The organism is Alishewanella sp. HL-SH06 (assembly GCF_052656265.1).
In genome coordinates, this window is the sequence record NZ_CP199752.1 from 3,682,696 (window position 1) to 3,695,047 (window position 12,352).

The 12,352-nt window shown below is 47.2% G+C and carries 9 protein-coding genes; 3 read left to right on the forward strand and 6 right to left on the reverse strand.

Annotated features, from left to right (window positions below; translation table 11 throughout):
* Positions 1-58 precede the first annotated feature (58 nt).
* Positions 59-676: a TetR family transcriptional regulator gene (locus ACUJFK_RS16980; protein ID WP_445425574.1), complete on the reverse strand. Its 618-nt coding sequence runs from the start codon at positions 674-676 to the stop codon at positions 59-61.
* Positions 677-972: 296 nt separating this feature from the next.
* Positions 973-2,205, reverse strand: coding sequence for an Nramp family divalent metal transporter (locus tag ACUJFK_RS16985; RefSeq protein ID WP_445425575.1), 1,233 nt, complete (start codon positions 2,203-2,205; stop codon positions 973-975).
* Between the two features lie 284 nt (positions 2,206-2,489).
* Here ACUJFK_RS16985 and ACUJFK_RS16990 point away from each other — a divergent pair, with 284 nt between their 5' ends.
* The 3 genes from ACUJFK_RS16990 (at position 2,490) to ACUJFK_RS17000 (ending at position 6,629) form a co-directional block, all read left to right on the forward strand.
* Positions 2,490-3,746 (forward strand): sensor histidine kinase, encoded by a 1,257-nt coding sequence (locus ACUJFK_RS16990; RefSeq protein WP_445425576.1) that lies wholly within the window; start codon positions 2,490-2,492, stop codon positions 3,744-3,746.
* Positions 3,743-4,279 (forward strand): response regulator transcription factor, encoded by a 537-nt coding sequence (locus ACUJFK_RS16995; protein ID WP_226751934.1) that lies wholly within the window; start codon positions 3,743-3,745, stop codon positions 4,277-4,279. Before ACUJFK_RS16990 ends, ACUJFK_RS16995 begins: the two co-directional genes overlap by 4 nt.
* A gap of 85 nt (positions 4,280-4,364) precedes the next feature.
* Complete coding sequence (locus ACUJFK_RS17000) at positions 4,365-6,629, forward strand: TonB-dependent receptor plug domain-containing protein (protein WP_445425577.1); 2,265 nt, start codon at positions 4,365-4,367, stop codon at positions 6,627-6,629.
* Positions 6,630-6,718: 89 nt separating this feature from the next.
* Here ACUJFK_RS17000 and ACUJFK_RS17005 read toward each other — a convergent pair whose 3' ends face one another.
* Genes ACUJFK_RS17005 through ACUJFK_RS17020 form a run of 4 tightly spaced genes read right to left on the reverse strand, consistent with a single transcriptional unit; the run spans position 6,719 to position 12,321 of the window.
* Entirely contained in the window at positions 6,719-7,033 is a 315-nt protein-coding gene (locus ACUJFK_RS17005; RefSeq protein WP_226751932.1) for a DUF3240 family protein, read from the reverse strand.
* Complete coding sequence (locus ACUJFK_RS17010; RefSeq protein WP_445425578.1) at positions 7,020-10,085, reverse strand: efflux RND transporter permease subunit; 3,066 nt, start codon at positions 10,083-10,085, stop codon at positions 7,020-7,022. The genes ACUJFK_RS17005 and ACUJFK_RS17010 overlap by 14 nt, the downstream gene beginning before the upstream one ends.
* A gap of 2 nt (positions 10,086-10,087) precedes the next feature.
* Positions 10,088-11,125 (reverse strand): hypothetical protein, encoded by a 1,038-nt coding sequence (locus ACUJFK_RS17015; RefSeq protein ID WP_445425579.1) that lies wholly within the window; start codon positions 11,123-11,125, stop codon positions 10,088-10,090.
* Positions 11,122-12,321, reverse strand: coding sequence for a TolC family protein (locus ACUJFK_RS17020; protein ID WP_445425580.1), 1,200 nt, complete (start codon positions 12,319-12,321; stop codon positions 11,122-11,124). The genes ACUJFK_RS17015 and ACUJFK_RS17020 overlap by 4 nt, the downstream gene beginning before the upstream one ends.
* Positions 12,322-12,352: the final 31 nt, after the last annotated feature.

The window sequence follows — 12,352 nt, forward strand, 5'->3', positions numbered from 1 at the left end:
CGGCTTTTAGTCCCACACTAAATAGCCGGCTTTTTTTATGCTTAATGTTACTGGGGGATTAACGCTGCTTTAAACCTTGCAGCATGGCATCAATCAATACAGCGGCATGCTGATCTAAATCGCATTGCTGCGGTTTTAATAAATAACTACTAATAATACCGCCAACATACATATGAAAAGCCGATGCCGCCAGACGAGGTGATACACCCGTTCGTAACATCCCCGCTTGCTCGGCACGTGCAAAAGCTCGCTGCATCACCGCGATGGTTTGCGCATCTAATTCATCTTGTTTATTTACGGCCGGGTTTAATTCATCGAGATATTCACAGCGATGGAATACAATTGTCAGCACACGATGCAACTGCTCGTTATTGGCAATCATTTGTAGGGCGTTAACCATGAGGTCTCGCACCTGTAAGAAAGGATCGACATGCGGATTACTGTCCACTTCCGCCAACAAATGCTGAAACGGTAAGCGCACCCGCTCTAACATGGCGTTAAACACATCGGCTTTGTTATCAAAGTGCCAGTATATAGCACCGCGGGTAACATTAGCGGCTTGAGCAATTTTCTCGAGTGTGGTTCGAGATACACCAAACTGAAAAAACAGCTGTTCAGCCGCATCTAAGATCGCTGCGCGAGTGGTTTCTGCTTCGGCTTTCGTACGTCTTGCCATAGAATTTATCAGGCCTGTTTCGCTGCATTACATGGCCGTAATATTAACATAACTCATGTATGCAGACCTAATAGCCGAACGGCACAACGAGGTGCCTTGTCGCAAACCCACGACAACTTTTTTTGAAATTGCGCAAGCGGATAACGCTCCCAAAAACCGTTGAAATGGCTTTTGCTAACAATAGCGACGTTATGCTCTCATTACCCTCCCCCAAACACCTCCGACCACACTCAGACATTGGTCAGACCGCACTCAGACACCGGTCGGACCAGTACCTGAGTGTGGTCGGATGAGGGTTAACTAAAAAAAGCCAGGTAAAGGGTGCGGCCGCTTAATAATAAGGTTGCAGCAAATACCGCCGCCCCCAACACATTCTGCCGCAAGCTGTTGCGATAGGTACCCAGCAGTGAGGAGTTCACGGCTAGTAATAAGCACAGAGTAATGATTGGCAGCAAAATACCATTAGCCACTTGGGCAAACCAAATGATGTTCAAAGGTTTTAAGCCCAAACTTGATACCAGCATACCCACCAAAATAATCAGTAACCAACTCATTCGAAACCATTGTGGGCTCAGCTGCAACAAGCCGCGCAAAGCATAAGCCGCAGCTAACGGTGCGGTAATGGCTGATGACAAACCTGCTGCTAGTAAACCTAACGCCATTAAGTAGGTTGCTGCAGCACCAAATACCGGTTGCAACGACAACGCTAAATCACCGGCATTTTCCATTTGTAGGCCTTTGCCAAAATAAGCGGTTGCTGCCGTAGATAACACGGCCAAAGTGATCAATCCACCTAAGGGTATGGCGGTGCGTAAGTCAGCCGCAGACTCTGCCAAAGCTTGTGCTTTATTGGGCTGATTGTGCCATTTCGTTGCGGAGCTTGCCGCGTGCAAGAACAAAGAATAAGGCACCACCGTGGTGCCGATAAGAGCAATCACCGTTAAGGTAGCGCCGCTAGGAATTGTGGGTAACAGCATGCCCGAAAACATCGCACCCAGATCGGGCTTGGTTAGCAGCATGGTACTGATAAACGCCAAGCTCATCAGCAATACTAGGCCAATTAAAAACCGCTCAATCCGTTGATAACGACCACGCCACAGTACCACGATCGCAATGACGCCTAACAACAATGACCAAGGGTTTAACCCCGAGTGTTGCTTTAGCGACAGCACCAGCGACTGTTGCCCCCAAATGGCATCGGCACCCAGGCTAGCACCGGTTAAATTTCCGCCTTGATAAGCACTATTCCCCACAACAACCGCCGCCACCACCAGGCTATATAACAACACTTTTAATAGCGGCTGTTGTACCAAATGTCGAAGGTTTTCACCCAAACCTTTACCGGTAACGATGCCTAAGCGTGAGGCCATTTCTTGTAAAATCATCGTTGCGATGACAGAAAATAACAATGCCCATAACAGGGCGTAACCATAGTTCGCGCCAGCCAATGAAGCGGTTACTACCGTGCCTGGGCCAATAAAAGCCGCCGTTACTAAAGTGGCGGGGCCTAAACGAAAATACGCACGCATAAACTGAATTCCTGAAGGTATTGCCGCGACATCTTTGCAATATTGATGTCAAAACAGCATGATTTGTCTGATGTTTATTTTAACTTAAGCGTCTTTGCGACTAAGTACAACACTTCAGTTTGCTTAGCGTGCGACTTGATTAAAATATCTGCGATACGGTGTATGTATAATGGATGCTATCTTCAGCTCAAACGCATAATTATGCTAGACTCATCTGCGTTTTTGCTTTTTAACGCCAAGAGCATTAGCGGTTACAGTTTTTCCCTTACTAGATGGAAAATAACATGTTTACGGCAACCACCTCTTTTTGGCAGCTGGTGAAATTCCGAGCTTTAATCTTCAGCATCTTAACGTTATTAGCGCTACTGGGCAGCATAATGGTCTATCCGGTCACAGCGTGGAATGTCATCGTGCTTGTGCTTTGTACTTTATTAGCCACTAACTTAGCACAGCTGCAATTACCGAGGGCATGGCACGAAAGTCAATTACTTTTTGTTGTCTGCTGTGCGCTCGATTTATTGGCGATCTTTACGCTGTTAGCACTATCCGGTGGGGTCAGTAATGGCTTTGTTGCGCTATTATTACTACCTGTGGCAGTTGTGGCTGTTTTATTACCCGCTTGGCTAAGTTATGTGTTCGCTTTGGGTGCTATTATTGCCTACAGCTTATTACTGTGGATGGGTGACTTAACACAGATCCTGCAAGCGGCTGAAGGCATTGGCCATCATATGCTGCATACTAATGTAATGCAGCCCTTCTCACGCCATATGTGGCAAATGTGGTGCGCTTTTGTTATCTCTGCAATCGTTATCAGTTGGTTTATTAGCCGGCAAACCGCACTGAACCGAACTACCTCAGAGCAACTTAATCAATTACAACAGCAGCAAGTACGTCAAGAGCACGCCTTAGCCATTGCCACATACGCCGCCAATGCCGCGCATGATTTAGCTTCACCTATTCAAAACCTGCTGTTATTAACCGACGAAGTGCAACCGCTGATCGCGGCACACCCCGCAACTGCTGATATGCAACAACAACTAAGGCGTTGTCAGCAGATTATTAGCGAACTGCGCCAACATGCAGGAGAATGGCGCGATTTGAAACCCGCCCCACTATTACCTATCTTGCGACAAAGCTTAAAGTCTTGGATGGTTACTCGTCCAGACATTCACGTTACGATAACCGAAAACACGGACGATAGCCGTTGTTATGTAAAAGAAGCAACTGCGGTTGCCGCAGCGCTGTTTCAAATATTAGACAATGCGGCCGATGCGGGCTTACAGCAGCAAAAACCTCAGCTTGAGCTGAAATTAACGCTGCAGCAAGGGCAGTTGTCGCTTTGTATTATCGACTTTGGTGAAGGCTTATCCGAGCAACGCCTAGCTGAGCTTGGCCATTTACCACAACACAGCGAACAAGGCCTTGGTTGGGGACAATTTCTTGCTAATGTGTCTATCGAGCGCCTGGGTGGCCAGATTAAAAGGCGAAACCGCTCCTCTGCTGGTATGGAAACACTATTGCTATTTGGAGGACAGGCATGATTAAAAAACTGGTTATTGTTGATGATGATCCTGCACTCATCAACACACTCGCTAGGCGTTTAGCAAAACCAGGCTGGCAAATCCAAGCATTTTATCAGCCATTAACTGAGGCCGAATTAATTGCCGAACAAGCTGATATCTATTTGTTAGATTTGCGCTTTGGTCAGCAATCTGGTTTAAGTTTTATTGCACCATTACGAATGGCATTGAGTCACAGCCGTATTATTGTATTAACTGGATATGCCAGTATTAATACTGCCGTGCTAGCAGTGAAACAAGGCGCTGACGATTACCTGACCAAGCCCGTCGATTTTCAATTACTACAACAAACGCTTTTTGGTGACAACTTAGCTGTACCAGAACACCCCCCAACACCGTCGAACAGTGTGTTTTTGTCACCGGAACAATTAGAATGGGAGCATATTCAGCGTGTGCTAGCCAAACACGATGGCAATATTTCGCAAACAGCGAAAAGCTTGGGAATGCACAGGCGTACCTTACAGCGAAAACTGCTTAAACATCGTCCCACCTAAGCCGTTACTGCGACAATATGCCGCATTACTTTAAGCGCAGCAAAATACTACCATAGCTTAAAATTCTCAATGCTATCGGAGTTTTATGCACTCATCTCATTCTCAGCACCTTGCTCAACTCTCTAAACTGGCTGCGGCCATTGGCCTGGCCGTATTAGCTAACCCTGTAATGGCCGCAGACAGTAACGAGCCAACTATTGAACATATTCAAGTTGAAGGGCAGCGCCAACCGGTGGGTATGGCACAACAATTATTGGCCAGTGAACTGCAAGCGCAGGTAGCCGCAACAAGTGATACGGCAGCTTTACTTAACGCTTTTGCTGGTGTTAGCGTAAATCAAACTGGCGCCGTTTCAAGCTTACCAATGATCCGCGGCTTAGCCGATGATCGCTTGCGCATTAAAGTGGATGGCATGGATTTAATTGCTGCTTGTCCTAATCATATGAACCCACCGCTATCCTACATGGCGCCATCTGATGTCGGTCAGCTTTCTGTGTTTGCCGGGGTTACGCCAGTCAGTGTCGGCGGAGATAGCATTGGCGGCACCATCATCAGTGAATCCAAAGCCGCTGAGTTTTCAGAACAAGCAGAAACGACGGCCGAACTAGGTGGCTTTTATCGCAGTAATAACCAAGCTCGTGGTAGCCATCTGAAAGTGAGCCACAGTAGCGCAGCACTGTATGCAAGTTATAGCGGTAATTGGAGTAAAGGCAACAATTACACGGCAGCGGCCAACTTTAAAACCGTTAACGCTACAGGTCGACCTGGCGAAACACTACCGCTAGATGAAGTCGGCTCAAGTGCTTATGAAACCCAAAACCATCAGCTACGCTTTGCCTATAAAACCGCAGCCGATCTCATCGAGTTGCAATTAGGCTACCAAAATATGCCCATACAACTCTACCCAAATCAGCGGATGGATTTGCTCGATAACGAACAACAGCGAATTAACCTTAGCTGGCAACGCACAACTGCGTGGGGGCAATGGCAAAGCCGCATCTATCAAGAAAAAGTTGAGCATGTGATGGATTTTGGCCCTGATCGGCAATTTTGGTATGGCTCTAATGCGATGGGCGGTCAGGCCTGTGCCCCGATCCGTTTTCATGGCGATCCTGCTGGCACCTGCGCTGCAGGTATGCCAATGCATTCTGACTCCACCAACCGGGGGCTAAGCTTAAATGTTGAAATGACCTTTTGGGCTCACTCAACAATACGTTTAGGCAGTGAGTTACAACAGTTTTCTTTAGATGATTACTGGCCTGCGTCAGGCGGTGGTATGGGCCCAGGTACGTTTTTAAATATCAATAATGGCCGTCGTGATCGCAGTGCGGTGTTTGCCGAGCACGAGTTAACTTTAACGCCGGATTGGTTACTGCTTTATGGCGTTCGAGTAGAGCGCGTGACACGCAATGCCGATGAAGTGCAAGGTTATGACACGTCAGCAAGCGCGATGGGCATGCAAGCTCCTAATGCGGCAGCCTTTAACCAAGCAGAACGCAAACAACGCGATACCAACTTAGACATTACCGCACTGACCCGCTATCAACTCACCGACAACACACGTGTAGAGTTTGCCTTAGCACAAAAGATGCGCTCAGCCAACCTCTATGAAGCCTATCCATGGTCATTTTGGCCTATGGCTGCATCGATGAATAATTTGGTGGGTGATGGCAATGGTTATGTGGGTAATATGGCGCTAGCACCAGAAAAAGCGCATACCGTATCGGCAAGCTTAGCGTGGCAAAGTAAAGATAAACAACAGCAGGTAATCATCACGCCCTATTACACCGATGTGCAAGATTATATTGATGCGGTGGCAGCCAACAACAGTTGGTTAGCAGGCCAGTTTAATGTGCTGCAATATCAAAACCAACGCGCCAAGCTGCGAGGAATCGATCTCAGTGCTGAAACCACATTAGCCAACAATAATAGTGGGCAATGGCAACTGAAAGCCCTGTTCAGTTACATAGATGCACGCAATACCGATACCAATGCGGGTTTACATAATGTGCAGCCGCTGCATGGCAAGTTAACACTCAACCACACCTTAGCGGGCTGGGAAAACAGTTTAGAATGGCAGATAAATAAAAATAAGAATCGAGTATCAACGATTCGTGGTGAGCCGACAACTGCGGGTTATGCCTTGCTCAATGCGCGATTTAGTCATAGCTGGCAGTCACTGCGGCTTGATGTGGGTGTAGAGAACCTACTGGATAAATTCTATTATTTACCCCAGGGTGGTGTGTATACCGGCCAAGGAATGACCATGTCGTTGAATGGCATCCCGTTTGGTATTGGCGTACCAGGAATGGGTCGCACCGTTTATGCCGGCTTTAACTATACTTTTTAACCGCAAGTACAGTAGCAACTGCTTATTTTATCGTCGTCATTCACGCCCTGCTATTGCAGGGCGTGGTGTTTTTAATCATGGCTAATGACTCACAAGTGGCCGCTTTCCAACACCGGCATCACATAATAACGAAACCCATTATTACCCGTTTTAGCTGAGCGACATTGTCGCAATTGCACTATAACTTGCTCACGCAATAGTTTGTTCACTATCACTTCGACACGACATAACTGCCGATAACCAACAACCTGCTCCAAGCGGTCAAATTGACTATTATCGCGGCTATGGCCATCTAAGGTGACAATAGAAAAACCACTCAGATCGTCAATAGCCAATAAACTATCCACCACGGCATCGCGTTGCTCTAACGGAAAAAACACATATAGCATCTCAAGTTCTGTCATGACGGCCTCTTAAACGCGCATACATTAAAGGAAGTAAAAATAAGGTGGTCAGCGTTGAAGTAATTAAACCGCCAATCACCACTATCGCCAGCGGTCGCTGAATTTCAGCTCCTGGCCCCGTGGCTAACGCTAACGGGAACAATCCTAACATAGCCGTTGTTGCCGTCATCAAAATAGCCCGTAACCTATCGCCGGCGCCAGCTATAACCAACTCTTTAATGTCGTTATAGCGTTCCTCAATACTTTGAAAATGTGACAGCATCACCACACCATTAAGTACAGCCACCCCCAGTAGGGCAATAAAACCTACCGATGCCGGTACCGATAAATATTCACCGCTAATAAACAACGCCAACACGCCCCCCATCAGGGCAAAAGGGATATTGGCATACACCAGCCCCGCAATCGCTAAAGAGCGAAAGGTGGTGAATAAAATCAGCACGATCACCAGCAAAACCAACGGCACGATCATGAGTAAGTTATTGGTTGCTCGTGCCTGATTCTCAAACTCACCGCCATATTCAATGGTGTAACCACTGGGTAAACTAACCGCTTGGCCAACTTGCTGTTTTAACTCTTCAACAAAACTGACGATATCACGACCACTCACATTACTTGTGACCACCGCAAAACGACTGCCATTTTCACGCTCAATTAAACTCGGGCCGAACTGCGTTTCAATGGTAGCGACACTCGCTAACGCGACCACACTGCCATTTGGCAAACTTATCGGCAAAGTTGCTAACTGTTCAAGATAACTCACTTGATTAGGTTGCTGGCTACTACTAAACAATAAGGGCGTTTTAATCTTACCATTGGTAATTTCACCCACCTGCAAACCATCAACAAAGATCCGTAAACGTCGAGACAACTCTTCGGTAGTAAGCTGATAACGCGCCGCAACCTCAGGCCGTAGCCGAACATTCACAAATTCACCGCCATCAATAATGGTGGTTTGTACATCGACACTACCACTCATTTGCTCAGTCGTGTGAGCAATGCTTTGTGCTAAATGACTGAGAGTTGCCACATCGTCACCAAACACTTTGACCGCAACATCGCCAGAGGTCCCCGTGAGCATTTCTGAAACCCGCATCTGAATGGGCTGAGTAAAGTTGAAATTAATCCCCGGATACTCTTGTAAAATAGTGCGGATTTTCTCGGTGAGCGCTTCTTTAGACGACACCTGCCAAGTTGTAGCGGGGTGCAATTGCATGAACATGTCGGTTTCATTTAAACCCATCGGATCCATCCCGAGTTCATCTGAACCGATGCGAGCAACAATTTGTTTTATTTCAGCTACATCACGCAAAAGCCGCTGGCTAATTTGGCTATCGACCGCTAAAGATTCGCTTAAACTGACGTCAGGATGCTTTTCAAGCTGTACGATTAAATCGCCTTCATCCATAACGGGCATAAAGGTTTTACCGACAAAGCTCGCCGTCAAGCCCGTCCCCATTACTAGCAGTAGCGCCATAATCAACCAAGGCGCAGGACGTTGGATAACCTTGGTTAAGGCGTGTTGATAGCGCTGTAATAGCCATTGCAAAAACTTTGGCGCAGGTTTATCTGACACTTTAATGAGACTTACCGCCAGTACGGGAATAACACACAAAGCAATCACTAACGAAGCCAGCATCGCAAAGACAATAGTCATAGCAACAGGCGAAAACAATTTCCCCTCTAAACCTGTTAGCATTAACAAAGGGGCAAATACGATGATCACAATCGCCGTACCCGCAATAACCGGTTTGGCGACCGCTAAGGTTGCGCGATATACGCGATGTGCTAATGGCGCATGACGTAATTGCTGACCTTGGCTAACAATGTTTTCCACCACCACCACCGCCGCATCCACCAACATGCCGATAGCAATAACAATACCGCCTAAAGACATTAAATTTGCGGTTAACCCAAACTGATCCATGGCTAAAAAAGTGATCGCCACAGCCAAAGGGATCGCGACGGCAACCACTAAGGCCGCCCTAACATCTGCCAAAAAGATAAATAGCACCACAATGACCAGCAATACCGCGGCAAACAAAGCTTCAAGAATGGTACTCACCGCCGTTTCAATTAAGGTCGCACGGTCATAAAACACATTGAGCTCGCTGCCCTCTGGCAAGGTCACGCTAATTTGGTCCAATTTAGTTTTGACCGCGGCCACGACCTCACTGGTATTCGCCCCTTTCAAGGCGATAATCATCGCTTGTGCGGTTTCTTTGCCATTATGCGTAACACCACCAAAACGCGCTAAATGCCCTAAGCTCACTTCACCTAATTGCGCGAGGGTAATCGGATTGCCATTCGCATCCGCAATGGTGAGTTGGCTTAAATCAAAAGCATCCGTTAGCTTGCCCTCGGTGCGAATCACTAAGGTATTGGTACCGCTATTAATTCGGCCAACACTGCCATTCATATGCTGCTGTTGTAGCCAGCTAATTAAATGCTCTAAGCTTATACCGGCTTGCTGTAAACGTACTAAATCTGGAGCAAATTCATAGGTTTGTACATAACCACCCATCGTTGCTACTTCAGCTACGCCAGGCACAGTGCGCAGCAGCGGTCGGATCTGCCAATCTAAAACATGCCGCCGCTCAGTTAACGATAAATTAGGATTGTTATAGCTGAACATAAAAATTTCGCTCAGCGGAGTACTCATTGGCGCCAGCCCACCTTCGGCGATATCTGGTAAGCTGCCCCAAACCCCAGCTAGACGTTCGCTAACCTGTTGCCGGGCCCAGTAAATATCAGTACCTTCGGTAAAATCGATAGTTATAGAGGTAATGCCGTATTTGGTGGTCGAGCGCAAGATACTTTGATCAGGGATCCCTAGCAACTCAGTTTCTATCGGCTGGGTAATTTGTGCTTCAACTTCGGCTGTCGTCATGCCGGGTGCACGAATGATCAACTTGACCTGTGTTGGCGAAATATCGGGAAAAGCGTCTATCGGCAAGCGCTGCCACGCTTGCACCGCAAGCGCAATCACAAGCGCAGTAAGCGCCAGCACAAAGAGCTTTTGCGTTAAAATAAAACGTAATAATGCGGCCATACTTATTCGCCTCCTAAACCTAAGTAATGGCCATATACCGCACTTACAGATTGAATTAGTACCTGATCTGCCGGGGCTAACGCTTCACTCTGCACCCAAAAAGCGCCTGCGTCTTTGCCTAAAATTGACACTGGCACCAAACGCAAGCTGTTAGCACTTTTTAACCAAAGATGCTGCTGACTATGATGACGAACGATAGCGCTAGTGGGGACACGATATACCGCCTGCGCATAAACTGGCGTAACATTAAGTTGTTGCTGCCAATTAAGTTGGCAAGCCGATTCACTCGCCACGGGTGCCGTCCACCAGCGGCGCGCAAAGCCTTCGCTTACCGCTTCAAAGCGCTCAATTGCCAGCTGACAATTTTCAAAACGTATCGCACTGGGTTGAAAAGGTTGCTCGACTAAGGTTCCTGTTAAGCGCAGCTGTGCCTGATCCAAGATGCTAAATAACACAGGCTCCGACGCATCAGCACTTAACACTAAACCGGCGATTGGCGCGGTGAGGATAATACTTGAATGATCAGCACTTACTTGGCTAATCCGTTCATAAAAATGATCTAAATGTTCAAACTCCAGCATTGCAGCCTGATAAGCCAAGCTAATTTCTTGCCATGCACTGGCTCCAATGGCTTTTTGTTTGAACAACTGTTGATTATCGTCATAACGCTTTTTAACTAACTGAAAATAACTTTTACGCGCATCATATTCTGTTAAAAAATGATGCACTTCGCTTCCGGCTAACTGCATTACCGGCTGGCCAGCCTCGACCACGCTGCCGGGCTGCGCTAACCATGTCATCTCAGCGCTTTCAATCATTCGACCAACCGGCCGAGCACTGCCAGTGTAAGCACTGGCTTGCGCCAACAAAGGCTGCCCCGCGAAATCGCTAGCAAGGCTCACCTCTGCATAACGCAAGTTTAATGCCCCTAACGCTGAAATGGTTACTTCTGCAGGTTCTGATTGGGCAACACTTTGCCCACTAAGTACCAATAACACACCGATGGCTGCCCTTTGACATCCTTTGAAAAATACATTCATAACATCACTCCGGCAGTTTGATTTAATTTGGCGATACTGGCTTGTACTTGAATTTCTAATAGCACAAGTTGCAACTCGGCTTGCAACAGTTGCTGCAGCCGCTGCTGTGCCACATCAGCGTTAATTTCTTGGCGCTCTAGTAATAACAACAAACTGGCTTTTGCTTGCCGGCGCAAGGCGTCGTCATTTTTTAAAAGGGCTAACTGCGCTTGTTGCGTCTTTAGCTCGGTTCGTGCGGCGCTGTGCTGCTGTTCAATTTCCCGCTGTGAATCACTGTAATCATTGAGCCATTGCTGATAGTCCAACTGAAAAGTACTATTCGCCAACTGGTTTGATTGCTCGCCAATTGTTAAAGGAATATCCAGCTGCAGACCTATCTGATTATCGTTTTGCTCAGCATTGTTAACACGTTTTACCCGTGTGGTTAATTGCCAAGCGCTATTGGCTGGAGAATTTGCTTGTTGCTGTAATTGCAACTGTTGCTCTTGCAGTAACAGCAACTGTAAACGAGGATGCTGTACTAACTGAAAATCAGCCGTGGGCTCTTCTGCAGTCATATTAGGCAAGTTAGCCTGCCCTGTTAACTGCTGTAGCTGTTGCTGCGCAATCAGTAATCTGGCAGCGCTATCTAACTGTTCTAATGCCAGCTCTGTCGCACCTTGTTGATACAAGTATTGATGATAACTTTGCATTTCACTTGCTTGCCCTGGGCTACGCAATTTTTCGATAAAGTGCTGATAAATATCCAATTGCTCGGTTAAGAGCTGCTGTCTTTTGCGTTCTAATACGATTTGCCATACCGTATCGCGAACTAAGCCACTGGCAAACCAACGACGATATGCCAGTAAACTGGCTGTCAGGCGTTGTTGATTATCTAATACATCTTCGTCTAAGCGCACTCGGCTAGGACTTTTTAAGGGGAGATTAAGCGCTAACTCGATCTCATCACTGCCACCTTGACTTCTGCTGTTCAGCAACCCTGCAGATAGCACCGGCGCATCCGCCAGCCACGTTGAGATCCAAGGCGCAGGTTGATGCAGTGCTTGACGCTGTAACCTTTGTTCAGCAGCATCCGTTAATTGACTTAACGAAGACACCGGCTGCAACTCTGTTGACAGCATTTGCGCAATACCATGACATGGCAACATCACCAACAACGCAACACAACAACCCAATAACGGTTTGACAATCTTCATGAGAGCACCTCTATGCATCCTTCCTTGTTAA

Excerpts from the sequence above, each read along its gene's own strand:
- ACUJFK_RS16980 (WP_445425574.1), bottom strand. The coding sequence starts at position 676 with ATGGCAAGACGTACGAAAGCCGAAGCAGAAACCACTCGCGCAGCGATC.
- ACUJFK_RS16985 (WP_445425575.1), bottom strand. The coding sequence starts at position 2,205 with ATGCGTGCGTATTTTCGTTTAGGCCCCGCCACTTTAGTAACGGCGGCT.
- ACUJFK_RS16990 (WP_445425576.1), top strand. The coding sequence starts at position 2,490 with ATGTTTACGGCAACCACCTCTTTTTGGCAGCTGGTGAAATTCCGAGCT.
- ACUJFK_RS16995 (WP_226751934.1), top strand. The coding sequence starts at position 3,743 with ATGATTAAAAAACTGGTTATTGTTGATGATGATCCTGCACTCATCAAC.
- ACUJFK_RS17000 (WP_445425577.1), top strand. The coding sequence starts at position 4,365 with ATGCACTCATCTCATTCTCAGCACCTTGCTCAACTCTCTAAACTGGCT.
- ACUJFK_RS17005 (WP_226751932.1), bottom strand. The coding sequence starts at position 7,033 with ATGACAGAACTTGAGATGCTATATGTGTTTTTTCCGTTAGAGCAACGC.
- ACUJFK_RS17010 (WP_445425578.1), bottom strand. The coding sequence starts at position 10,085 with ATGGCCGCATTATTACGTTTTATTTTAACGCAAAAGCTCTTTGTGCTG.
- ACUJFK_RS17015 (WP_445425579.1), bottom strand. The coding sequence starts at position 11,125 with ATGAATGTATTTTTCAAAGGATGTCAAAGGGCAGCCATCGGTGTGTTA.
- ACUJFK_RS17020 (WP_445425580.1), bottom strand. The coding sequence starts at position 12,321 with ATGAAGATTGTCAAACCGTTATTGGGTTGTTGTGTTGCGTTGTTGGTG.